A 24299-nucleotide genomic window follows, 5' to 3' on the forward strand; every position below is an offset into this window, starting at 1 on the left:
AATCAGGAGAAGACCCGACGAGATACCGCTTGAAGTGAAAACAGCTTCCTGGAGTCGTAAGGCAGCGATTGGCAGTAAGCTATTTTACGGCATTCATGGCGATTCAACATGGCAACCATCAACGATAATTACCTCAAGCTCAAAGCCGGCTACCTGTTTCCTGAAATTGGTCGAAGGGTTAATGCCTTTGCAGAAGCCAATCCTGACGCAAAAATCATTCGGCTGGGTATTGGCGATGTTACGGAACCCTTACCAGAAGCTTGCCGCACGGCGATGATTAAAGCCGTGGACGATATGGGCGATCGCTCCTTATTTAAAGGCTATGGCCCAGAGCAAGGCTATGCTTGGTTACGCGAGAAAATTGCATCCCATGATTTCCACTCGCGGGGTTGCGAGGTGGATGCGTCTGAAATCTTTATCTCCGATGGCTCAAAGTGCGACACGGGCAATATTCTCGACATCTTTGGTGACAATAACACCATTGCCGTTACTGACCCCGTTTATCCCGTGTATGTAGACACCAATGTCATGGCGGGGCATACCGGAGAGGCGAACGATAAAGGAGAGTTTGAGGGCTTAGTTTATCTGCCGATTACCGCCGAGAACAACTTCACGGCTGAGATTCCCACTGAGAAAGTGGATTTAATTTATCTATGTTTCCCCAATAACCCGACGGGAGCAACTGCCACAAAGGAACACCTGAAAGCATGGGTAGATTATGCCAAAGCCCATGGTTCCATCATTTTCTTTGATGCGGCTTACGAAGCTTATATCACCGATCCAGAACTGCCTCACTCGATTTACGAGATTGAAGGCGCGAGGGATTGTGCGATCGAGTTTCGCTCGTTTTCCAAGAATGCAGGCTTTACCGGAACCCGTTGTGCGCTGACGGTGGTGCCAAAAACGCTGACAGCAAAAGCTGCCGATGGTTCGGATGTGGAACTGTGGAAACTGTGGAACCGCCGCCAGTCTACCAAGTTTAATGGGGTGTCTTATATAGTCCAACGAGGGGCTGAGGCGGTTTACTCGGAAGAGGGACAGGCGCAAATCAAGGCACTGATTAGTTTCTATTTGGAAAATGCCAAGATTATTCGGGAGCAACTAACAGCAGCCGGAATTGCCGTGTATGGGGGTGTGAATGCGCCCTATGTTTGGCTGCAAACGCCCAATAATTTATCGAGTTGGGATTTCTTCGACAAGTTGCTGAATACTTGCAATGTGGTGGGAACGCCCGGTTCTGGTTTTGGTGCGGCGGGTGAAGGCTATTTCCGTATTTCGGCATTTAATAGTCGGGAAAATGTGGAGGAGGCGATGAAGCGAATTACCGAGAAGTTTAAGGTGTAATGATTGGGGTGGGCAGTGCCCACCCTAGTCTTAGGTATCTCTTCGCCCTTTTCCGATGCAGGCGATGGCTTGCTAGACTGGGGACAATCCCAGTTCCTCTATAGCTATGCTGTCGATTGAGCAACTGATACAAGAAGCTTTATCTTTGCCAAGTGCGTCAAGAGCACTCTTGGCAGATAAGCTTGTTGAAAGTCTTGAGTTTGACATAGACGAAACAATTCAAACCCATTGGACTACTACAGCGAAAAAACGTCGGGACGAAGTTCGTAGCGGTACGGTTCAGCCAATTCCAGGGGAAGAAGCATTGGCTCAGGTTAGGCGACTCTTAGAACAATGAGGTACGTCTTTCATCCTGACGCATTGCATGAATATGCTGAAGCTGTTCAGTTCTACACAGAGAGTCGAATTGAGCTAGCACAAGCTTTTATCAATGCCGTTGAGGATGCAATTTTTCAAATCGTTGAGTCACCGACTCGTTGGCGCGTAATTGATGAGGATATTCGTCGATGCCTGACGCGCAAGTTTCCTTATGGAATCCTATATACAATTGAGCCGGATTTCATTCTAATTGTGGCTGTGATGCACTGTAGTCGAGAACCTGAGTACTGGAAAAATCGCATAGGACAGAAACCGCCAGAGGTTTGAGGGAAAGGAGCGATCGCACCCTTGTAGAGTCAATATGGCAAGATCAAAAGAGTAGCGATCGCAATCCTGATCCATGTCTTCAGCCAATCCTCCTCTCGACTTCCCCTTCCAACGCCTACGTGAGGTACGTGCTGCACTGCTGCGTCTCCATAAGGCACTACTCAACTCAGAACGAGATAGTTACGAGCGTTTGCACGGACGCATTCAGTCTAAGGGAGAATTTTTTCAGCTCGTCATTCAAGATGAATGGTTTAGCTGGCTACGTCCGTTTTCTCAATTTATTGTCCAGATTGATGAAGCCTTAAGTGCAAAAGAGCCAATCACCTTGGATAAAGCGAATGAACTGTTAACCGAAGTTCGTTCCTTGATTTCTCCCGCAGAAGAGGGAACCCTGCAACAGCAGCGTTACTTTCAAGCGATTCAACGCGATCCAAATATTGCACTCATGCACGCAGATGTGTCAAGACTGCTGCCGAGTAAACGTTAACAGAGTCAACAACCCCCAATTTCTCATTGGGGGCTTCTAGCCTAAACAGAGAGAATCCAGCGCCCAATTCCACAGCCACACGGCTTAAAAATCAAAGTAAATATAAGGTTGTAGACCTGTGTTCGGAGCCAAAACCCAAACACTAAACAGACATAGGGGTACTAACAATAACTTCAACGGCCAATTAAGTTGTAACTTCAGCCCCCGTTGGATCAAAAACATAAAACCCATAGATGCAAATAAGAGGGCTAAAAGTAAGGCAATCTGAAACCGCTCCAAACCCAGTGCCTCAAGATAAACCTTTTGGGCAAATTGGATATCCGCCGAGTGCCCCCATAGATTCCGCAAGACTAAACCCGCATCTTGGAGATTGGGTAACCGGAAAAAAATCCAGGATGTGAACACCATCAACTGGGTCAATAACCAGGCAACCAATAAACCTAATCCACTTTCCCACCAGTGTTTTACCCCCTCGAAACGGTCAGCCAGCGATTGGGTTAAACGGTGAGCCACTAAGGCAAAACCATGCAATCCTCCCCAGACAACAAATCCCCAAGCCGCTCCATGCCAAATTCCAGCAATCAGCATGACAATTAGTAGATTGAAACAGGTTCGAGCTAAACCTTTACGTGAGCCACCCAAGGGAAAATAAAGATAATTGCGTATCCAATCTCCTAACGTAATATGCCAGCGTCGCCAGAAGTCGGCAATGCTGGTGCTGAAGTAGGGAAAGTCAAAGTTTTCTGGGAGATTAAAGCCCATTAAAATCGCACTACCACGGGCAATATCCACATAGCCACTAAAATCGAGATAGAGTTGAAGACTATAGGCAATCACAGCCAACCATAAATCCCCACTCCCGGCTCGTTGCAAGTTGCCAAAGCACAAATCCACAAAAATAGCCAATTGGTCTGCTAAAAGGGCTTTTTTCACCGCACCCGAAGCAATCAGCCACAGCCCTTCTGTCAACGCTGAAGCATTGGGAAAGTTTAAGCTTTTCAGACTCGCTGCAAACTGATGGTAGCGAGTGATCGGACCGGAAATCAGCTTAGGAAAAAACAATTTATAAGCAGAAAATTGGAGAAGCTGATCACTCGCTGGTGCACCCCGATACACATCAATTAAATAAGCAATGCATTCAAAGGTGAAGAAGGAAAGACCGAGGGGAGCCATTAAGTGGTTATCCAGCCAGCTAGCACTTTCTTGAATAGCTGGTAAGCCGAAGAGGGTTGCTAGGTTGGTTAAGAGAAAAGGTAAGTATTTAAAACTGAGTAACCCTATCACATTTACAACAATCCCCAACCAGAGCAGCTTGAACCTTCGTCGATTCCAAGCCTTTTGAGCACGTTGCCAAGCCGCGTTAGAAAGCCGCTGATTCGTGGCGTGTGCTCCTGGTGTTGTGTTGCTGCCAAGGGCTTTTCCTAAGGAAAAGTTAATTAAAGTAATGATTAATAGCAGGGGGATATAGAGTAATTGAATTTGCAGTGAGATAGATGAGTTTTCATGAACTTGCTGTAATGTATAAAAGATTAGACTTGCAATCAGTAAGACCCAAAGTAGCCGAGATAGAGTTTGCGATCGCCTGCGCGAAGCGGTGCTAGAAGATTGACGCAGACCGACACTCTTCAATTCAGCGGCTGGCGTTCTTCCCAAAAACCAATAAATGCCCAGAAAACTCAGCAGGAAAAGACCATAAAAAATTGAGATAAATGTCATTGTTCAAAGAAAGGGCGTGTCAAGGATAAAGTATGAATAATTTGGGGTTTTATTGTCCGAAGTGAAAAGGGTAATTTTTCTTTGGGGTGGTCGTTTAAAAACTCTGTAACCTTGAAAAAGATGAACAATAATTTTAGCTTTCATCCTGCATTAAACGCCACCTAACGGTTTATTTATTAGGCAAAAAACTGCTACGCCTAATAGGCTTTACCTTCGTCCTTCATGGAGTAGGCCAAGGAATCATCGGGTCTTTAGCCAGATGGTTAGACACTCGATAAGCACCATAACGGTTGAGGTGACTGGGGTCAGAAAAGAAATCGGGTTTGGTGAGTAATAACTGACTTAAATCACGGAAAATTAATCCCTTTTTCCTAGCAGAGGAGTGCATATACCGCTGAAATTTCTCCTCATATTCAGTACGTGCTGGATCTAAATAATCTTTGGTGAGGGGGAGGTTGACAAAAACCGTCCCAATATTATTAGCTTGGGTAAATTGCAAAAGTGCTTCTAGAGCTGTGTCTTGCTCTCCACTCAGTTGAAAAGATTGAAAATCCCCATCATAATCCCCTGCTACCCTCGGATGGTTGTTGTAATAAGTGGCAGGATTAAAACGAACAGATAGAGGCAAGAATCCATCTAAATCAACAGCCTCTTCCAATGAAGATAATTTCTCTGAATTCGGGTCAATTGGATTGGAAGAAACATTGGTATGTTTAAGGAAGCCAACAAATTGTTCACGTAATAAAGATTTCAGCTTATCTCGCTGGGGATAAGTCGAGGAAACCTGACCGAGTGACTGATTCAACCAATCACTGATAGATTGATAACTCACCCCTACTGAAGTCCAGGGTTGGGTCGTCTTTTCATTTTGAGAGTTGTTGGGTTGTGCCGTTTTCCCGAAGCGGCGATCGCGATTCGTCCCCATCAATGTGGGAAAGGTTCCGGCTTGGAGACGCTGATAGCCTTCAGAGGTGGCGATCGCTCTATAGGTCGCATCTTCTCGACCACTATTAAATGCCCGTGCCCCATCGGCCCAGATAATCAATTTGGGGAGTTGTTCTGGGGTTAAGAGGCGGCGGATCATTAAATCTACAACCTGAGCTGTAGCGCCGTTAATCGCGAAGTTAAACACTTCTAAATTCGGATGACCTTGAGCGGCTAACGCATCTTGGAGGGCGATCGGATCAACCCCTCGCAGTGCTCTAGAACTGCCGATAATCAGAATGTCAGGAGGCCCACTTTGTAGTAGTCGCTGTTGGTACAGAGCCAGCTTGTCATCTAACAGCCGATTGTTGAAGGAAGGATTGGGCGATCGCGCGGCGGCTAAAATAGCCGCTTTGGCGGCGTTAACTTTTTCGGGCGTGAAGGAAGCATCCGCTTCCGTCTTATTAATAATGACGCTTGTCTTGCCATCTCTGGTAAACCCTGAGGAATTAAAGCCACTCGTCCTGGGAATCTCACCTTTTTGCAAGGAAAGTTGGGGGAGAGAGACGGTAGTGGGTGACTCTCCATCTGTGGGAATAATTGGTGCCTGTGCTGGCTTTTGTAGTTTTTGACCCATGAGCCAATCCGTTTGCAGCGTGAGCAATAATCCCAATAAACCCCACACCACCGCGACTCGAAACCCTTGGAACGAGGCGAAATTTTTAGTATTGGTGCCTTGAGGCACCAGGGTTGTCTCTTGGTCGTCTTCGCTCAAAACAAACAGTTGGGTGGCACACAAGCCCCGTTGCAGAAGACGTACTGCTGATTGTACCGTCTGTTTCAGGCCGTCTTGAACGTCTTCTGGGGTTAAATCAGGACGCAGAATCGGTTCCTCCGTGGGAGCAACCAATTCATTCACATAGGCATCTGAGGCGGCAAACTCTGGGGTAGCTTCTGGAACCAAACGCTGTCGTTGGACGAAATCAACACCATAGTTCCACGAGGGAGAGGTTGAACCCGCACGGCGTCCATAAATCCGCACGCCAGCCATTTCCGGAATCCCTAACTGACGCAGGAAGCGAGCAATGGGGGGAGCAATCTCAGCTTGGGACGGACAAATCGGTGCCTCGCTCATAATGTGTAACAAGTCTTGCTTACGGCGCAGTTTCAGATGAATGCCGCCCGTTGCTAAGCGCCGATCCAGGTCAGGATTGAGTAAGCGTTCGAGTAAGAAAGCCAAGGCTTCTTGATGTCCCTTTTGAGCGAGGGACAAGGCCGATTCTCCTAAGGTGGGGTTGTTGGCGGTGGATAAGTTGAGCCACTCGATCCAGACAGGCTTTTCTTGTTCAGGCGCAAGTTTACGCTCCTGGAATTCGACCCCATAAACCGTCGCGGCTTGGATACCTTGAGGGGTGATTGATTCCAATACTCTTGCGATCGCATTCATCGCTGTACGTTTGTCTGGCGCGGTTGTCGGCTGCCGCTCCAATGGGCTACAGAATAAATGCAGGGTCGCGTCTTTGAGCACCGCCCGCACTTCCATACCCACGTGTAGGATGGCCTGGTTGATGGAGCGAGCGATCGCCTGCACATCACCCCAGCGTGCCCATTCTTTCAGCATAGCTTCGGGAGGGGTCAAATCCACCCGCAGCATCCATTCCGGAGTGGCTTCCCCGCTCACCTGGCTACAAATCGCCGCATCTCGGAAGCCTTTGAGTCCCAAGGAACGTAACTGTTGAACCACCGGTTCTGCCAGTACGGAGGCATCGGGACTGTAGTCAGAGTTACAAATCACCCAAAGACGGCGGTTGGGAACTGAGGCGTCCGCATCGAATGGGAATGTTTCGGAGGATTCCGCCGCAAACTCAGTTGCGATGGAGTGAGAAGAATGGTCTTTATGCGCCGTTGCTTCGGGAAGAGTTTGGATCAGGACTTTAACCCTGACGCCTTGGGAATTCAACGTTTCGCTGAGATAACGCGAAATGGCTTCAGGTGAACCTGAACGAGCCAAACTTTCGTGGGAAACCCTTAACTCTGACTCAGGGGTTCCCGTTTGGGCTGCCGTCTCCCTTGTTTCTTGAGGCGTTGGGCTTCCCTGGGTAATGGACGGCTTGAGCCGAATTTGCTTAATCCAATCCGGGCGATCATGACCGACAATACGCCCATAGAGAATAATTTGGTAAACAGGATTTTCCGGGTCGATCGGAAACGCCTCTCCCGCCTCTCGGCTGCCAAGCGCATTGAGCAAACGATTCACCACCGTCTTTGCATCTAAACTCTGGCGGCTCTCGCAGAGAATGTGCAGGTTATTTCCTCCTAGACGGACTCGGAGGCGCACCCCCGATTGCCCGATTGCACCGTATACCCAATGGGCAAGAGAGGACGAACGAGCTTTTGGGACATGCTGATCGACATCCAACATTACAAACCTGTCACCTGGACTGATAAAGAATCGAATGATTTTTCCTGGAGTAATTGCACACCCGGTTTAAGCATACTTATAGCCTTTTTTGCACTACTTAGCATTACCCTGGGTAATCACCCAGCAGGCCAGCACAATTACTTCATCAAAATACATCTAAATAGCCTTAACACAAAAGTAAGTCCTCAAGGTTGACCAAATTCTGGTCAGGCAGCGCTAGGATATTTGCACGAGGGAACAACGTTAGCTTCCTTACTGGCTTCAGTTCAGGATGGTTATTTTTGGCTTCACTCATGTCCTCTTATACCAACAAACTCCCGAAAATGACAGTGAATAACCTCTCTGGGTCTCGAAAGCCAACAGAATTCTTATTAAGTTTAACCGTTGGCCCCCTGCTGCTTGGCGTTCTCGCGACTGACGCTATTTTCTCATGGCTGCAAACAACCGGTATCAACAGCGAAGAAGTGTTTCGAGGCGAGCGTTTACCCGTTCTACACTTTCCCGAATCAGGCACTCAGGAGTAAGTCAGTAGAGGCGAAGCTAATCATTATAGAACCTAATCGCTAAGGATTTTAACCTCGTGGATGAGTCTCATAACGCTTCTGAAGAGTGTTTGAGTTTCAGAAACGAGGAACCAAATCTTGATAAATTAACAGTTAAATCAAGCAAGTCTCTGGCGAGAGTCAAAGAGATTTCCTGGTATCCTTGTCCCTTTTTGACTAGGAGGCTAGGAAAACCCCTCACGCCATTGAGATATAGGCAAAACGACTTGTAAAGTTTAAACATAAGTCGTTTAGTTACCTGTGAAACGACGCAGGAACGGGCGAACACCCTACAATGGATCATCTTTATCTAGCCGTCAGGAACCCACGCCTTGAGGCGAGGGCTTGTAGGAGTTAATTCTTGCGGCGTTGCGCTCTCCTAACCGCTAGCGTCACGCCTCGGCTGTGCCGAAGGCTAATGAATTAAAGCCATAAGCCCCATACCTGAACGGACTCAGCTTCGGCTTCTTCAGCCTAGGCTACGTTACTAAAACGGGTTAAAATTCTGACCCTGGATGGTGTCGAGCCAGTTCCAAACTCTGAAATCGGAGACGGCATGATGTACGGGGTTAAGTCAGTGTCTGCCGAAAACGACCGCTTAGTAACTTTGTCCTGAGCGTTAGCGGAGATTGAATCGCCCTACCGAGGCGAATTGAATATCGGTAGCCTCTACTCCAGAGTGCGACTGGAGAGTGCAGCAGAATAGCCCCTGTGAGGCGCACGGCTTTGTTCAAAACGGCGAATTCTCGCCACATTTTTGTTTTCGTCCTCCTACCCCCCAAAAAGGGAGTGGGTTTCCGAACTGCCAAGAGGTTTTTATGAGCTCCCTCATTCACTCGTCTGATCAGGAAATTGCTGCCTCTTCTACCTCCGAATTGTTTCTGCGCCATCGTCTCAAAGTTGTAGAAGATTTATGGGGGTCTGTTCTCCTATCCGAATGCGGTCAGGAACTAGTTGATTTACTCAAGCAACTCCGTGACTTGTGTTCGCCAGAGGGACAAGCCACCGACTTACCAGAATCCTCTGTGCCTAAGGTAATCGAAAAGCTTGACCTCAATGCGGCGATCCGGGCGTCACGAGCGTTTGCTCTTTACTTTCAACTCATTAACATTGTCGAGCAGCATTACGAACAACGCGATCAACAGCTTTCACGACGCGCTACTTCCAAGACTTCTACCTCCCATCAAGCTGTGCCGCCTAAGCAAGCCTTCCCGAAAACAAATGGGAATTTGGCAATGGGTTCCAGCAACATGCTGAATTCAGAAACTCACAATGCTGACCCCATGGCGGATTTTCTGGAAAGAAGCTGGCAGGATAACGCCGCCTCCAAACGAGAATCAGGCACGTTTCATTGGCTATTTCCTCACTTACAACAGTTGAATGTGCCACCGCAGCAAATTCAGCGGATGATCGAAAATCTGGATATTCGGTTAGTGTTCACCGCTCATCCCACAGAAATCACCCGTCATACGATCCGAGCCAAGCAGCGACGCATTGCTCGCATCTTAAAACAGCTAGACCAAGCAGAGGAAGCCACTCGCTCTTTAGGGTTAACCTCGTCTTGGGAAATTGAGGGTTATACCGAACAACTCATGGAAGAGATTCGCCTGTGGTGGCGCACCGATGAGTTACACCAATTCAAGCCCAGCGTGTTGGATGAGGTCGATTACACACTCCACTATTTTCAGGAGGTACTGTTTGAGGCGATTCCCCAACTGTATCACCGGATGAAGCAAGCCTTAAACTCGTCTTTCCCTTGGCTTACACCGCCAGTCCACAACTTCTGCAAATTTGGCTCTTGGGTGGGATCAGACCGGGATGGTAACCCTTCTGTAACCCCTCAAGTGACCTGGGAAACAGCCTGTTACCAGCGTGGCTTAGTCCTCGAAAAATATATGCAGTCGGTCGGGACTCTGATTAATTTGTTGAGTCTTTCTTTACACTGGAGTGATGTTTTACCGGAGTTATTAGATTCTCTAGAGCAAGACCGCTCCCAAATGCCAGAGCTTTACGAACAGCTAGCGATTCGCTACCGACAAGAGCCTTACCGACTCAAACTCTCCTATGTGCAGCAACGGTTGGAAAATACCCGCGATCGCAACCGCCGACTGTACAATCTTTACGATGGTAAGCCCCTGCAACAAGACCTGAACGAAACGAACAATTCTGGCGTTTATCGCTCAGGGGCTGAGTTTCTCGCAGAACTGCGGTTGATCGAGCGCAGTTTAGCCGTAACCGGGTTAAGCTGCCAGGAGTTGGAAAATCTGATTTGTCAAGTGGAAATTTATGGCTTTAACTTGGCGCACCTGGATATTCGACAAGAAAGCAGCCGCCACTGTGACACGATCAATGAGATTGCGGAATACCTGCAAATTTTGCCCAAGCCCTACAATGAGCTATCCGAGGCAGAGCGAACCCAATGGCTAACGGCTGAATTAAAAACCCGACGCCCTCTCATTCCTGCGGAAGCGCCTTTTTCCGAGAAAACGAGCGAAACCATTGAGACGTTCCGCATGTTGCGGCAGTTGCAACAGGAGTTTGGTGCCCAAGTCTGCCAAACCTACATCATCAGCATGAGCCACGAGGCCAGCGATTTGTTGGAAGTATTATTACTGGCGAAAGAGGCAGGACTCTACGATCCGGCGACGGGAAAAAGCAGCGTACAGGTTGTGCCCCTGTTTGAAACCGTGGAAGACTTGAAGCGTGCGCCTGGGGTGATGAAATCGCTGTTTGAGTTACCGCTGTATCGCGCCTGCCTAGCTGGAGGCTATGAAGCATTAAACGTTGAACCTTGTTCCGATCACCCGCAACCGACCAACATGCCGTCGCGAGGAGCACTCAGCGAACAACCTTCAACCCTAAGTCCTAACCTGCAAGAGGTGATGCTGGGCTACTCGGACAGTAATAAAGATTCAGGTTTCTTGAGTAGTAACTGGGAAATTCATAAAGCTCAAAAAGCGCTTCAGAAAATTGCCGAGGAGTACGGTATATCCTTACGCATTTTTCACGGACGTGGGGGGTCTGTCGGGCGTGGAGGTGGCCCAGCTTATGAAGCTATCCTCGCGCAACCTGGTCACAGTATCAATGGACGAATTAAGATTACAGAGCAAGGGGAGGTATTAGCCTCTAAGTACTCTCTTCCCGAATTGGCTCTTTATCACTTGGAAACGGTGACAACAGCGGTGATTCAAGCCAGCTTGCTGCGAACCGGCTTTGATGATATTGAGCCTTGGACTCAAATCATGGAAGAGTTAGCGACGCGATCGCGCGCTCATTACCGCGACCTGATTTATGAGCAACCCGACCTCCTGGATTTCTTTCACCAAGTCACCCCCATCCAAGAAATTAGCCAATTGCAAATTAGCTCTCGTCCTTCGCGTCGGGGGGGTAAGAAAGATTTCTCCAGTCTCCGGGCGATCCCTTGGGTGTTTAGCTGGACTCAAACCCGCTTTTTACTTCCGAGTTGGTATGGTGTCGGTACGGCCCTGAAAGCTTTTCTGGATGAAGACCCAGAGGAGAATTTAAAGCTACTACGTTATTTCTACTTCAAATGGCCCTTCTTCAAAATGGTTGTGTCCAAAGTCGAGATGACGTTGGCTAAGGTCGATTTACAAATTGCTCATCACTATGTGCGCGAATTGTCAAGTCCCGAAAATTTGGAACGCTTTGAGCGATTGTTTGATCAGATTGCCAGCGAATTCAACCTGACTCGTGACTTAATCCTCTCGATCGCAGGACACAAACGACTTCTCGATGGCGATCCAGAGTTGCAACGCTCGGTGCAGTTGCGTAACGGCACAATTGTTCCCCTGGGTTTCTTACAGGTATCCTTGCTAAAACGTCTACGCCAACACAGCAACCAGACGGCATCGGGAACCATCATCCACTCCCGGTACAGTAAAGGTGAGCTCCTGCGTGGGGCTTTGTTAACCATCAACGGTATTGCGGCTGGGATGCGAAATACAGGTTGAGCTGGCGCAGGCGAGTTGGCGAGTTGTTGGTAATTAGAGTTAGTCGTTAGTTATGAGTCGGACTGTTACTCAGCGGTTGTCCATTAAACTGGCATGACTCGGACGGACAGGATGCCCATCTACAGGAAATCTCGGCTCTTAAAACCGACTTTCTAGGAAGATTGTTAGCTTCGTCATTCCCACTAACGACTCACCCCTAACTCATGACCTACTGAAGTCTAATTTTGGATAATCTCTACTGGCTCGATCACATTCAATCCTCGGAATTCTCTCTTGTGGGAAAGAAAGCTTTCCACTTAAGCCAGCTTTTGCAGCGTGGCTACCCGGTGATACCAGGCTTTGTGATTCCCACAAGTGTGTTTTGGGACTTGATTCAACTGTTGGGTGAATCGGAACCTCTACTCGCTGACTTGCCCCATTCATCGTTTCATGTAGATGTAGACAATCCACGCCAGTTGCAGCAAGTCGCTCAACATATACGTCAAGCGATCGCCAATGTGGCTTTGCCACCCGCTTGGACTCAATCATTCTTAAGGGCAACTCAAAATCTAAGCGCATCGGTCGCAATTTTGCACCCTTCTGTATCGATGCAATTAGCAAACAGTAGCATTTTTCGCTACCCCTTAGACCCTCAATCTCGGACACAGTCCTTATCCACCGGACTCAGTAGCCTCAGTACCAGCCGTATTATCCCCCAGGAGATTTTAGAATCCCACAGTTGCCCTCTCGTGCCAGAGGCTGTCATTCTCTCCTTAAAACGAGTGTGGGGAGAACTCTTTCGTGCCAGAAGCTTGTTTTATTGGCAGCGTAACGGCATCAAGTTCCAGCAATTGAATTTGGCTGTATTGGTACAACCTTTATGGGAGGCGATCGCCTCTGGAACCATCGAAGCCGACGTGAATGAGTGGAAAATTCAAGCCGCCTGGGGCATGGGAGAAGTTTTAACCAAGGGCGAAGTGCTGCCAGACACCTACCAATTGCAGGTAGACAGTGGCACCGTCCTCTCCTCACTCCTCGGTAGCAAAACCCGCGCCTATCGTCTCAGGAATCAGCCAAAGTCCGAACCCCTCAGCGAAACAGGATTACAGGCTTATCTACTCAGCGAAGAACAACAAAAACAGTACGCTTTAAATGAGAAATACCTCAAACAGCTGATTGAGCTATGCCAACGGTTATCCGCTGAATTGACTCAAACCTTTTTTCTAGAATGGACACTTTGTCAACCCCCCGGTAGCTCAGAACCTCAGCTGTATTTGACGCAATTTGTTCCTCAACCCAGAGCCATTGGCTCTCAGATTGCTATGTCTACTCAGCCTCCAACCCCCCGGCTCACGCCTCAGATCATTCGAGGATTACCAGCAGCGGCAGGACGAGTCACAGCACCCGCTCATGTGCTTAAGGGTGAGAACCTCCATTTGGAAAAGTTAAACCCAGGAAAAATTTGGGTTGCCCCTCACATCTCTCCCGACTGGCTGCCTTGGCTCAAATCAGCGGCAGGTATCGTCACAGAACGAGGAGGGATGACCAGCCATGCGGCAATTATTGCTAGAGAATTAGGTATCCCTGCTGTTGTCAGTGCTACCGAGATTACTCAACTGATTCAAACCGACGAGTTTCTATTCCTGGATGGGGATCAGGGAGAAATCCACCGACTGGGTCGTCAGGATAATAGCACCGGGAAATCTCCCATGCTCAATCCTCAAACTCTCATTTCCTATCACCAATATCCAATTGCCACTCAATTGTTCGTCAATCTGAGCCAACCGAGCTCTTTAGAACGAATCGGTGCTCTCCCTGTGGATGGGGTGGGATTGTTGCGTTCGGAACTGATGATGCTGGATGCCTTAGACAATCATTCCTTGAGTACTTGGTTGAAACAGGGACGTACCAAGGAGTTAGTGAAACGTCTGACCCATCTGATCCTTCAGTTTGCCACGGCCTTTACACCACGACCCGTATTTTATCGCTCCCTGGATTGGCGATCGCATGAATTGCAACTCCTGACAGGTACCACCTCACCCTCGGAACCGGAACTGAATCCGATTGTAGGACGGCGTGGCACACTTCGCTATGTGGATGACCCCACCTGCTTTGATTTAGAACTGGAAGCGCTCAAGGGCGTTCTTGAGACTGGCTATACCAACGTCAATCTGATGCTGCCCTTTGTTCGGACTGTGGAAGAGTTTAGCTTTTGCCGTCGCCGTGTCGAACAAGCTGGATTAACCGATAATCCCCAGTTCCAACTCTGGATTATGGCAGAGGTGCCTTCGGTGCTGTTTCTCCTATCCGATTACGTTAAAGCTGGTGTTCAGGGCATCTCAATTGGGAGTAATGATTTTACTCAATTATTGCTAGCGACTGACCGCGATCAAGAGCAATTAGGTTCTTCCTTGAATGGAAATCATCTCGCGGTTCGGCGTGCCTTGAAACAACTAATTGAGACAGCCAAGAAGATCGGCATTCCTTGCTCTATTTGTGGTCAAGCACCGGCGCAATTTCCTGACTTAATTGATTCATTAGTCCAGTGGGGTATTACGTCGATTTCCGTGGATATTAATGAGGTAGAACGCACTCATCGCGCGATCGCTCGTGCTGAACAACGCCTGCTTTTAGAGGCAGCACGTCAACGATTGGATCAAGGCTAAATTATGCATCATGAAACCAATCATTTAACCGACTCAATTCATCATCCTATTTAACAGGGTGGGAGCGTTGCATCATCGAATAGGCAGATTGTTTTTCTAGGGCACATCTCGAAACTCATTTTTTAACGAACCACTCCAGACACAGTGAGCGCAGAGACCTTCTGTAATGTAAATACTAGGTAGGGTGCGAACTATGATAATTCAACATCTAGACCGCTCAGTGACCAAAGTGTTCGGCAAAGTTCCTCTGCGAACTGTTCTAATTGTTCCCTTCACCCTGCAACTCTTCACAGCAGTGGGGCTGGTAGGGTATCTCTCATTCAGACAGGGGCAGAAGGCCGTCAACGAGGTAACACGCCAATTAGGAAGGGAAATCAGCATTCGCATTGAGCAGGATCTCAGTACTTACTTGAACATACCTCATCAAATTAATCAGAGCAACGCAGATGCCATTCGTCTGGGTGAATTGAATGTAAAAGACTTCTCACAATTGCAGGGTCATTTCTGGCAACAGAAGCAAAGATTTAAGAATATTAGTTCCATTGCCTTCTCCAATGAGCAAAAAGAACGTATCGGCATAGGAGAGCTAGATAATGGTTCACTAGCCATTGGAGAATCAAACAAATTGACTGGTTATGACTTCCATCTCTATGGGATTAATAGCCAAGGACAGCGCCTCAAACTCTTAAATGTCATCAAAAATTATGACCCACGCATCCGACCCTTTTATCAAGCTGCTGTAGCCAATAATTCACAAAAATGGAGTAAAGTTTTTACCCTTTTTAACACTTCAAGTTTAGTGATCAGTGCAGTTCAACCTGTCTATGACAATAAGGGAAAAGTAGAGGGAGTACTCTACAGTTCTTTAAGCCTCTCAGAAATTAGTGAATTTCTGCACCGTCTAAAAATTGGAAAAAATGGACAAAGTTTTATTATTGATCGGGAGGGTATATTAGTTGCAACATCGACGACTGAAGAACCATTTCGTATCGTTAATAATCTCAAGAAAAGGCTCCGAAATACTGACAGTAGCGACCCTTTAACTCAAGCGACATCTAAGTATTTGGAGTCCCACTTTAGCTCCCTTACTCAAATTAAGAATTCCCAACAACTGGAATTTAAAATCAATGGCAAGCGGCAATTAGTACAGGTATTACCCTTCCAAGACGGCAAAGGTTTGGATTGGCTAATTGTGGTAGTCGTCCCAGAAGCCGATTTCATGGGACATATTAATACCAACACTAACATTACCATCCTGTTGTGTATAGCCGCTTTGATAGTGGCTATAGCGGTTGGTCTCCTAACCGCTCGGTGGGTAGTGCAGCCCATTTGCGGCTTAAACACAAGAGCCTTGGCTCTTGCTAAAGGTGAATGGGATAAGACAGAAGAAATTGAACGTTTCGATGAATTGGGCGAGTTAGCCAAGTCATTCAACAACATGGCTTATCAACTGCAAGAGTCTTTTACCACTCTTGAAGCAAATAATGTCCAGATGAAAGCCTTAAATCAGGCATTATCTGAAAGTGAGAGCCGATTGGCTCAATTCCTAGAAGCCGTACCAGTGGGTATATTTGTATCTGATGCTAGCGGCAAACCCTACTACGTTAATCAAACCGGACAGCAGATTTTAGGTAAAGGAATCGTCGAGTCAGCGACAACAGAGCAGTTGCAAGAAGTTTATCAACTCTATCTTTGTGGAACTGAGCAATTGTACCCTAGCGATCGCCTACCGATTGTGAAAGCATTGCAAGGGGAAAGTGTATGGGTTGACAATTTAGAAATCCACCGACCTGATAAGATTATCCCTATCGAAACGTTGGGAAAGCCAATCTATGATGAATCAGGCAATATTGCCTATGCGATCGCTGCGTTTACGGACATCACCGAACGCAAACAAGCTCAAGAGGATTTAGCAGAACGGGCTAAGATAGCTGAATTGGGTGCTGATGTAGCACTAGCATTGACCCAAGAAACGACCTTAGAAACTATTCTTCACCGTTTTACCAATGCAATGGTTGAGCGCCTTGAGGCGGCTTTTGCCCGAATTTGGTTGCTCAATGAAGTCGATAACATTCTAGAATTGCAAGCGAGTTCTGGATTATATACCCGTTTGGATGGGCAGTATAGTCGAATACCTTTGGATCAATTGAAACTTGGTTTAATCGCCCAAGAAAAACAGCCTTACTTAACCAATGATGTCCTCAACGAGCCTCGGATTAGGGATAAGGAATGGGCGAAGAAAGAAGGGTTGGTCGCGTTTGCTGGCTATCCTCTATTAGTTGGGAATAAAGTAGTTGGCGTTATGGCAATGTTTGCCCGCAAGCCCCTATCAGATGTCAGATTGCAAGGTCTGGCATTAATCGCCCATACAATCGCCTTAGCCATTGAACGCAAACGAGCCGAGAAATTGTTAGCGGAATATAATCGTACCTTAGAAGCTCAAGTCGAAGAACGTACCCAAGAACTCTCACAAACTCTCGAACATCTTCAAGCCACCCAACAAGAACTGATCCAATCCGAAAAAATGGCAGCTTTGGGTCAACTGGTGGCTGGAATCGCTCACGAAATCAATACCCCACTGGGAGCTATCCAAGCATCCATTGGAAATATTTCTACTGCCCTAGATAACTCACTTCGTCAATTACCTGAACTTCTCCAGCAACTTTCTCCCCAACAACAAATTGATTTTTTGGCATTATTAGCAGCGGCGCGACAAAACTCTCAACTTCTCTCGTTCAAAGAAGAACGGCAGTTCAAACGTAGTATCAAAAAAGAGTTAGAAGCTCAAGGGATCGCCAAAGCTGAAACCCTAGCTACCAACTTAGTGCAAATGGGTATTACCCAAAATCTTGCGCCCTTTATCCCACTGTTACAATCTCCAAATAATACCTTGATTTTAGAGGCGGCCTCCAATCTTTCAGTGCAACACAACAATACTCAGAATATTAAACTGGCGGTGGAACGAGCCTCAAAAATTGTTTTTGCTCTCAAAAGTTACGCCCGTCAAGACCAATCCGGTCAAATGACCAGATCACAACTGATACAAGGGCTTGATGTTGTGTTGACTCTCTACCATAATCAGTTGAAACAGGGCATTGAAGTGATTAAAAAATATGAAGACGTGCCCGCTATCTTGTGTTATCCGGAAGAACTAAATCAAGTGTGGACAAATCTGATTCACAATGCCATCCAAGCGATGAACTATAAAGGCGGCTTAGAAATAGCAGTTTCTCAACAAGATAATCAGTTGGTTGTGCAAGTTACCGATTCTGGGTGTGGGATACCGTCAGAAATTAAATCCAGAATCTTTGAACCCTTCTTCACGACCAAACCCGCTGGAGAAGGAAGTGGATTGGGGTTAGATATTGTCCATAAGATAATTGATAAGCATCAAGGAAAAATTGAGGTAGAGAGCCAACCAGGGCGAACTACATTCAGCGTGTGGCTACCTATTCGATAATTCTTAAATGAGGAGCGGTAGTCATGCCTAAAAAAGCTATTTTATGTGTGGATGATGAAAGAATGATCTTGCTTAGTTTGCGAGATCAGCTCACTCGTCATTTTGGCGATCGCTACCACTATGAATTTGCCGAGAGTGCTGATGAAGCTTGGGAAATTATTGAGGAGTTAAACGACGAAGGAGTAAAAATTATCACCATTGTCTCCGATTGGCTCATGCCTAATATGAAAGGAGATGAATTTTTAATTAAAGTTCATCAACAATTCCCCGACGTTGTGACAGTAATGTTAACGGGACAAGCAGATGAGTCCGCTATTGAACGCGCCCGACAGTACGCCAACTTGCATCGCTACATCCCTAAACCTTGGGATGAATCCACCTTAATCGAAGTCCTCGAATCGGGATTGGAGGTAACTGATGAGTAAAGGAACGATTATTTGCGTCGATGATGAAAGGGTTGTACTGATTAGTCTCAGAGATCAGCTAACGCATCACTTGGGAAACGAGTACGAGATTGAATTAGCAGAAAGTGGTGATGAAGCTCTAGAGATTTTTGCTGAGTTACAAGAAGAAGAGATTGAAATTCCTCTGATTATCTCCGACCAAATTATGCCGGGAATGAAAGGGGATGAACTACTTTCTAATATTCGGATTCAGTATCCCAAAACCTTAAAAATTCTGTTAACTGGACAGGCGAGTGCCGAAGCATTAGGTAATGCTGTTAACTCGGCTAACCTCTATCGTTACATTGCTAAACCTTGGGATGAAACAGACCTCTGTTTGACCGTTACAGAAGCCATTCGGAGTTACTTCCAGGATAAACAATTAGCCGAACAATATCGAGCATTACAAAGAGCTAATGATGAATTGGAAGAATTAAACGCATCCCTTGAGCAGAAAATTGCAGAACGCACACTCGAATTTCAACAAGCAAAAGAAGCCGCTGAACACGCCAATCGTGCTAAAAGCGAATTTCTATCCAAAATGAGCCACGAACTGCGTACTCCCCTGAATGCCATCCTAGGTTTTACTCAAGTGATTACCCGCGACAAAGCTCTCAATCCAGTTCATCAGGAACACTTAGCAGTAATTAAGCGTAGTGGCGAACATTTGCTGAGCCTGATTAATGATGTGCTAGAAATGTCCAAAATTGAGGCAGGTCGGATAACGCTCAATGAAAATACTTTTGACCTTTTGCGTCTGCTTAGTAGTCTTGAAGAAATGCTACAACTCAAAGCTAAATCTAAGGGATTACAGCTAATTTTTCACTATGCTCCAGACCTTCCTCAATATGTGCAAAGCGATGAAAGTAAATTGCGTCAAGTCTTGATTAACTTGATCGGAAACGCGATCAAATTTACTTCATCAGGAGGCGTGGCATTGCGAGTTGGCAGGCGTCAGAAATTAGAAGTCAAAATTCAGAATCGGGAATCGCTTCCTAAGTCCTTCTTCCTGTATTTTGAAGTAGAAGACACAGGCCCAGGTATAGCAGCCGACGACCTTGATAGTTTATTTGACCCGTTTGTGCAAACAAAAACAGGTAAGATTTCTCAAGAAGGCACGGGTTTGGGTTTACCGATTAGCAAACAATTTGTGCAATTGATGGGAGGGACGATTACTGTCAGCAGTACTTTGGGTGCAGGAACAACGTTCAAATTTGATGTCAAAGTGAGACCTGCTGAGGCCGCTAGTATTCAAACAGGTGAATCCCGCCAAAGAGCGATCGCTCTAGCACCGAACCAACCCACCTATCGCCTCCTGGCTGTGGACGATCGTTGGGAAAGCCGCAAACTTCTAGTCCATTTACTCTCCCCACTGGGTTTCCAGGTGCGTGAAGCTGAAAATGGTCAAGAAGCTGTTGCTTTGTGGGAGAGTTGGCAGCCGCACCTAATATTGATGGATATGCAAATGCCTGTCATGGATGGCTATGAGGCAACCCAACAGATAAAAGCCCATTTGAAAGGTCAGGCTACTACAATTATTGCCTTAACCGCCAGCGCGTTTGAAGCAGACCGGACTATGATTTTATCAGCCGGCTGCGACGACTTTTTGCGAAAGCCCTTTCGAGAAGAGGTGCTTTTAGAAAAAATTGCCACTTACTTAGGAGTGCGCTACCTCTATGAAGATTCATCTCAACCCACTTCACAAAAACCAGAAGAAAAAGTTGAGGTACTCACACCTGAGGCACTTGTTGTGATGCCTACCCAATGGCAACAAGCTCTCTACTGGGCCGCAAAAGCCTGTAATGATGATGAGCTTCTCACCCTTATCGAACAAATCCCCGCACGCCATGCAGCTTTGAAGTCAGCTTTGGCAGATTTAGTTAATAACTTTAGTCTTGATGTAATCATTGATTTAACTCAAATATCTATATCATGAATAACCCTTCAATACTTGATGCTAAATCCGACATCTTGGTGGTTGACGATACGCGGGAAAATCTGCTGCTTTTAGCTACAATGTTGAGTGAATCGGGATATAAAGTCAGAAAAGCTATTAACGGTACTCTGGCTTTAGGAGCTGTAGAAATAGCTAAGCCAGACTTAATTTTGCTCGATATCAATATGCCTAATATTAATGGCTATGAAGTCTGTCAAAGATTGAAGGCTGACCAACAAACATCTGATATTCCAATAATTTTTATTAGCGCCTTAGATGAAGTTTTAGACAAGGTAAAAGCCTTTGAGGTTGGGGGTATTGACTATATCACAAAGCCATTTAAAATGCAAGAAATATTAGTCCGAATTAAAACTCATCTGACGATTTCTCTACAACAAAAACAATTGACTAAGCAAAATGCATGGTTGCAACTTTTACTAACAACAACAAAAGCGATCGGTGAAGCGGGCGATTTTCATGCGGCATTGGAAGTCACTCTCACGCAAGTTTGTGAAAAAATAGGTTGGGATTTCGGGGAATGTTGGCTACCTAATTCCCAGGCGACAGTTTTTGAATTGGGTACAGGCTGGTATGCCAGTGACCAACGTTTTGAGGAATTCAGACACAAGAGTAAGCCCATGACATTCGCGACTAACAGGGAATTTCTCAGGCAAATTTGCTTAAAACAGCAGTCTTGTTGGCTCACCGATGTTTCCGTTGAACCTGGTGACGTTTTTCAAAGAAATCAACTTGCTGGTGAGGTTGGGTTAAAAGCCTGTTGGGGCGTTCCGATTCTTTGCGCTAACCAAGTTCTTGCAGTTTTGATGTTCTTAAAACAAGAAGCAAGCGAACCTGAACTGCAATTGTTTGACCTAGTGAATTCCCTGGCCATCCAGTTGAGTTCACTAATTGAGCGCAAGCGTTCCGAGTCAGCCTTGCATGAGACTCAGCAACAGTTTGAAGCCATGACGGCGAACATTCCCGGTTGCGTGTATCGGGGCGTCGTTCATACCAATGGGAGGATGAAACTCCTCTATGCGAGCCAGGGAGAATATGAACTGAGTGGACTACACCCCCAAGAGGCAATGGCTCAACAAGAGCCTTTGGAATCTCTTCCTGCCGATCGCCAAGCTGACTTCTATGAAGCGTTGAAAGCTGCCGCTCAGGCCCATAAGCCCATTACTCAGGAATACCCGATCGCCTCTGCAACGGGTGAGATGAAGTGGGTGCGTAATAGTGCTCGATATACCCTGATGGATAATGGGGATGTGATAGTCGATGGAGTCGCGATTGATGTTAGCGATTGCCTTCGCAATAGCTTCACTTCAGGTGTTGCTGCCGAGGAGCGTTTACGACACCTAGAACATGCGATCGCCCATAGCGCACCGACAAAACCAAACACGGCGTCTCGTACTGGCATAAACTGAAGTTCATTCAATCCCCGAACTGGATAGGATACCCTTCCCCTACCTGTAGAGAGAGGGTAACTCAGGGTGGGAAATGTCACACTTCAATACCAGTGCATTGTGTTAAGGAGCATGAAGATTCTGTGATTGTTAACCAAGATGAGAAGGGTTGGGAAGTGATTTATCATCGCGCCCACGCTTTGCTGGCAGCACAACTGGCGGGACATTGGAAGAAAGAAAATTCACCCGTGCGCTTGTATGAGACGATCGCGGCGATATCCCATCACGACGATTTAGAGAAAGAATGGGAAGAAAACCAACTCACTCCAGCGGGTACACCCCTAGATTTTACCCTCGACCCGTCTACGTCCCTGGACAAGTTGAGGGTGATGACAAAGAATGCCCTATACCGGGGACGGTGGGTAGCATTGCTCATCTCGAAGCACATGAGCTTTCTCAATGAGGGCAAACGTGGCGAGTCAGCTCAAATGGATCGCTTTTTGGACGAACAACTCGAACATCAAGAGCATTGGCGCAAACAGTTAAAGCTGACGAAAAAGGACGTGGAGGACGCTTATGCCTTTATGCAAATGTTCGATCGTCTCTCACTTATCCTTTGCCAACGTCACTTACCTGTCGGCGAACGAGCACTAGAAATTGCTAAAGGACCCGATGGCAAGCGCTATGATGTGGTGCAGATGAACGATGGTAAGGTAACAGTAAAACCCTGGCCTTTTGAACCGGAACCGTTTACCGTCAATATTGAGGCTATTGCCCTGGAGCAAGTGATGTTCAAAGATAACGATGAACTCACACAAGCGCTTCAGAAAGCACCGATCAAGGTGTTGGAGTGGACGTTTGTCCAGCCCTAACCGTTAAATTCACCCACAAGCTGGTGACAAGATTCGAACTTGCGACCGGCGGTTTACAAAACCGCTGCTCTACCCCTGAGCTACACCAGCATCTTAAATCAGCATAGCAAATTATGCAGGAATATCATTGCTATGTCCAACGCTTCGCTATTTTAGCAAATTCTTTGAAAACTACCAAGTCCCAGAATCATCAGCTTTTGTGACATCCGGGCGGTGAGATGATACTTGCCTGCAAAATCTCAGAGCGCATCGTGTCGCTCTATTTTTTAATCGCTGACTACAGACAAATCTTGGTATCTGCGCTACTATTTTTTATTGTCAGTATTTTTAAATACGGTATTCCCATAGATTAACCGTATTTTATTCAGGAATCAGGATAATGATACTGTGGCAACGGCTGCTCCAGCTAAGTATACTACCCCCGTTGAGACGAAAGCTACTCCATTGGCAGCGACCGGGCTTCCTGAAAAGATTTGCGCTCCTATCTCTGGTGGGAATAATTTTGAGCGGAGCGATCGCCTCCTGCTCTGCGAGTAACGCCAACACCAGTAACGTCGAGTTAACCGTTGTTTCCTTCTCGGTCACGAGAGCCGCTTACGAAAATATTATCCCCCAGTTCATTAAAAAGTGGAAACAGGAGAAAAACCAGAACGTGACCTTTGTTCGCAGCTATGGCAGTTCTGGCACTCAAACCCGTTATGTCGTTGATCGCTTGGGGGCAGATATTGTCCACCTATCCTTAGCACTTGACACCAATAAAATTGAGCAAGTCGGACTGATTCAACCGGGTTGGGAACAAGAATTTCCCAATAATGGGATTGTGACGCGATCGGTAGGAGCCATTATCACCCGCCCAGGCAATCCTAAAGGCATCAAAACCTGGGCGGATTTGGCACAAAAGAACGTCAACGTGATTACCGCTAATCCTAAAACCTCTGGTGGTGCACGCTGGAATTTCCTCGCTTTGTGGGGTTCTGTGATCCAAACCGGAGGAGATGAGCGTCAAGCCCTGACATTAACGAGTCAAGTCTATAAAAACGCACCCGTACTGCCCAGAGATGCCCGTGAAGCCAGCGATGTCTTCTTCAAGCAAGGTCAAGGAGATATCTTAATTAACTACGAAAACGAAGTTATTTTAGCCGCACAGAAAGGTTTAAAACTTCCCTACATCGTACCAGAGGTCAACATCTCAATCGACAATCCTGTCGCGATTGTGGATAAAAATGTTGATAAACATGGCAATCGAGAAGTAGCAGAAGCCTTCGTTCAATACCTCTATACGCCAGAAGCCCAACGAGAATTCGCTAAAGTGGGATTTCGACCTGTAAACGCCACCGTCGCTCAAGAAGTAGCAAACCAGTATCCCCCTGTCAAAACCCTATTTACTATTCAAGAACTAGGAGGTTGGAACAAAGCCCAAAAGCAATTCTTTAAAGACGGTGCCGTCTTTGACAAAATTCAATCCAGCTTCAAGTAGGAATAACGA

The 24299-nt window shown here is 46.7% G+C and carries 16 protein-coding genes and 1 tRNA gene; 13 read left to right on the top strand and 4 right to left on the bottom strand.

Translation table 11 applies throughout. The annotated features are described in order from the left end of the window. Positions 1–108: 108 nt before the first annotated feature. From MIC7113_RS22880 to MIC7113_RS22895, 4 genes are all read left to right on the top strand, one after another. Positions 109–1344 (top strand): LL-diaminopimelate aminotransferase, encoded by a 1236-nt coding sequence (locus MIC7113_RS22880; protein WP_015184568.1) that lies wholly within the window; start codon positions 109–111, stop codon positions 1342–1344. A 106-nt stretch (positions 1345–1450) separates the two neighbouring features. Then, the gene (locus MIC7113_RS22885) at positions 1451–1681 is read left to right on the top strand and encodes an addiction module protein (RefSeq protein WP_015184569.1); all 231 of its coding nucleotides are present in this window, start codon (positions 1451–1453) and stop codon (positions 1679–1681) included. After that, the gene (locus MIC7113_RS22890; protein ID WP_015184570.1) at positions 1678–1989 is read left to right on the top strand and encodes a type II toxin-antitoxin system RelE/ParE family toxin; all 312 of its coding nucleotides are present in this window, start codon (positions 1678–1680) and stop codon (positions 1987–1989) included. Before MIC7113_RS22885 ends, MIC7113_RS22890 begins: the two co-directional genes overlap by 4 nt. A 73-nt stretch (positions 1990–2062) precedes the next feature. Continuing rightward, positions 2063–2476 carry a hypothetical protein gene (locus MIC7113_RS22895; RefSeq protein ID WP_015184571.1) on the top strand — a complete coding sequence of 138 codons (414 nt, stop codon included), beginning with the start codon at positions 2063–2065 and terminating at the stop codon, positions 2474–2476. Positions 2477–2560: 84 nt separating this feature from the next. Here the strand turns inward: MIC7113_RS22895 and MIC7113_RS22900 are convergent, their stop codons facing one another. Further along, complete coding sequence (locus MIC7113_RS22900) at positions 2561–4192, bottom strand: MBOAT family O-acyltransferase (RefSeq protein ID WP_015184572.1); 1632 nt, start codon at positions 4190–4192, stop codon at positions 2561–2563. A 220-nt stretch (positions 4193–4412) separates the two neighbouring features. Further along, positions 4413–7538, bottom strand: coding sequence for a DUF1574 family protein (locus MIC7113_RS22905; protein ID WP_015184573.1), 3126 nt, complete (start codon positions 7536–7538; stop codon positions 4413–4415). 323 nt (positions 7539–7861) lie between these two features. Here MIC7113_RS22905 and MIC7113_RS22910 point away from each other — a divergent pair, with 323 nt between their 5' ends. Then, positions 7862–8062: a hypothetical protein gene (locus MIC7113_RS22910; RefSeq protein WP_155898082.1), complete on the top strand. Its 201-nt coding sequence runs from the start codon at positions 7862–7864 to the stop codon at positions 8060–8062. A gap of 587 nt (positions 8063–8649) precedes the next feature. Here MIC7113_RS22910 and MIC7113_RS36775 read toward each other — a convergent pair. Further along, positions 8650–8835 carry a hypothetical protein gene (locus MIC7113_RS36775; RefSeq protein ID WP_155898083.1) on the bottom strand — a complete coding sequence of 62 codons (186 nt, stop codon included), beginning with the start codon at positions 8833–8835 and terminating at the stop codon, positions 8650–8652. A 63-nt stretch (positions 8836–8898) separates the two neighbouring features. On the opposite strand from MIC7113_RS36775, the gene MIC7113_RS22915 reads away from it, so the two are divergent. From MIC7113_RS22915 to MIC7113_RS22945, 7 genes are all read left to right on the top strand, one after another. After that, a complete protein-coding gene (locus MIC7113_RS22915; RefSeq protein ID WP_015184575.1) occupies positions 8899–12051 on the top strand; it encodes a phosphoenolpyruvate carboxylase in 3153 nt (1050 codons plus the stop codon). Between the two features lie 224 nt (positions 12052–12275). Continuing rightward, complete coding sequence (locus MIC7113_RS22920) at positions 12276–14696, top strand: putative PEP-binding protein (RefSeq protein ID WP_015184576.1); 2421 nt, start codon at positions 12276–12278, stop codon at positions 14694–14696. Positions 14697–14889: 193 nt separating this feature from the next. After that, a complete protein-coding gene (locus MIC7113_RS33740) occupies positions 14890–18156 on the top strand; it encodes an ATP-binding protein (RefSeq protein WP_015184577.1) in 3267 nt (1088 codons plus the stop codon). Between the two features lie 23 nt (positions 18157–18179). Beyond that, the gene (locus MIC7113_RS22930; protein ID WP_015184578.1) at positions 18180–18581 is read left to right on the top strand and encodes a response regulator; all 402 of its coding nucleotides are present in this window, start codon (positions 18180–18182) and stop codon (positions 18579–18581) included. Then, on the top strand, positions 18574–20535 hold the full coding sequence (locus MIC7113_RS22935) for a response regulator (RefSeq protein ID WP_015184579.1): 1962 nt from the start codon (positions 18574–18576) through the stop codon (positions 20533–20535). Before MIC7113_RS22930 ends, MIC7113_RS22935 begins: the two co-directional genes overlap by 8 nt. After that, a complete protein-coding gene (locus tag MIC7113_RS22940; RefSeq protein ID WP_015184580.1) occupies positions 20532–21962 on the top strand; it encodes a response regulator in 1431 nt (476 codons plus the stop codon). Before MIC7113_RS22935 ends, MIC7113_RS22940 begins: the two co-directional genes overlap by 4 nt. Before the next feature lie 122 nt (positions 21963–22084). Then, positions 22085–22813 (top strand): DUF3891 family protein, encoded by a 729-nt coding sequence (locus tag MIC7113_RS22945; protein ID WP_015184581.1) that lies wholly within the window; start codon positions 22085–22087, stop codon positions 22811–22813. 18 nt (positions 22814–22831) lie between these two features. Here the strand turns inward: MIC7113_RS22945 and MIC7113_RS22950 are convergent. Continuing rightward, positions 22832–22903 (bottom strand) — tRNA-Thr (locus tag MIC7113_RS22950). 289 nt (positions 22904–23192) lie between these two features. Between MIC7113_RS22950 and MIC7113_RS22955 the strand changes: the two genes are divergently transcribed. Then, positions 23193–24290 (top strand): sulfate ABC transporter substrate-binding protein, encoded by a 1098-nt coding sequence (locus MIC7113_RS22955; protein WP_015184582.1) that lies wholly within the window; start codon positions 23193–23195, stop codon positions 24288–24290. Positions 24291–24299: the final 9 nt, after the last annotated feature.

This window comes from Allocoleopsis franciscana PCC 7113 (genome assembly GCF_000317515.1).
Classification (GTDB): Bacteria; Cyanobacteriota; Cyanobacteriia; order Cyanobacteriales; family Coleofasciculaceae; genus Allocoleopsis; species Allocoleopsis franciscana.

What these genes read in the sequence shown, in the direction of transcription:
- MIC7113_RS22880 (WP_015184568.1), top strand. Translation starts at nt 109, where the DNA reads ATGGCAACCATCAACGATAATTACCTCAAGCTCAAAGCCGGCTACCTG.
- MIC7113_RS22885 (WP_015184569.1), top strand. Translation starts at nt 1,451, where the DNA reads ATGCTGTCGATTGAGCAACTGATACAAGAAGCTTTATCTTTGCCAAGT.
- MIC7113_RS22890 (WP_015184570.1), top strand. Translation starts at nt 1,678, where the DNA reads ATGAGGTACGTCTTTCATCCTGACGCATTGCATGAATATGCTGAAGCT.
- MIC7113_RS22895 (WP_015184571.1), top strand. Translation starts at nt 2,063, where the DNA reads ATGTCTTCAGCCAATCCTCCTCTCGACTTCCCCTTCCAACGCCTACGT.
- MIC7113_RS22900 (WP_015184572.1), bottom strand. Translation starts at nt 4,192, where the DNA reads ATGACATTTATCTCAATTTTTTATGGTCTTTTCCTGCTGAGTTTTCTG.
- MIC7113_RS22905 (WP_015184573.1), bottom strand. Translation starts at nt 7,538, where the DNA reads ATGTTGGATGTCGATCAGCATGTCCCAAAAGCTCGTTCGTCCTCTCTT.
- MIC7113_RS22910 (WP_155898082.1), top strand. Translation starts at nt 7,862, where the DNA reads ATGACAGTGAATAACCTCTCTGGGTCTCGAAAGCCAACAGAATTCTTA.
- MIC7113_RS36775 (WP_155898083.1), bottom strand. Translation starts at nt 8,835, where the DNA reads ATGTGGCGAGAATTCGCCGTTTTGAACAAAGCCGTGCGCCTCACAGGG.
- MIC7113_RS22915 (WP_015184575.1), top strand. Translation starts at nt 8,899, where the DNA reads ATGAGCTCCCTCATTCACTCGTCTGATCAGGAAATTGCTGCCTCTTCT.
- MIC7113_RS33740 (WP_015184577.1), top strand. Translation starts at nt 14,890, where the DNA reads ATGATAATTCAACATCTAGACCGCTCAGTGACCAAAGTGTTCGGCAAA.
- MIC7113_RS22930 (WP_015184578.1), top strand. Translation starts at nt 18,180, where the DNA reads ATGCCTAAAAAAGCTATTTTATGTGTGGATGATGAAAGAATGATCTTG.
- MIC7113_RS22935 (WP_015184579.1), top strand. Translation starts at nt 18,574, where the DNA reads ATGAGTAAAGGAACGATTATTTGCGTCGATGATGAAAGGGTTGTACTG.
- MIC7113_RS22940 (WP_015184580.1), top strand. Translation starts at nt 20,532, where the DNA reads ATGAATAACCCTTCAATACTTGATGCTAAATCCGACATCTTGGTGGTT.
- MIC7113_RS22955 (WP_015184582.1), top strand. Translation starts at nt 23,193, where the DNA reads ATGATACTGTGGCAACGGCTGCTCCAGCTAAGTATACTACCCCCGTTG.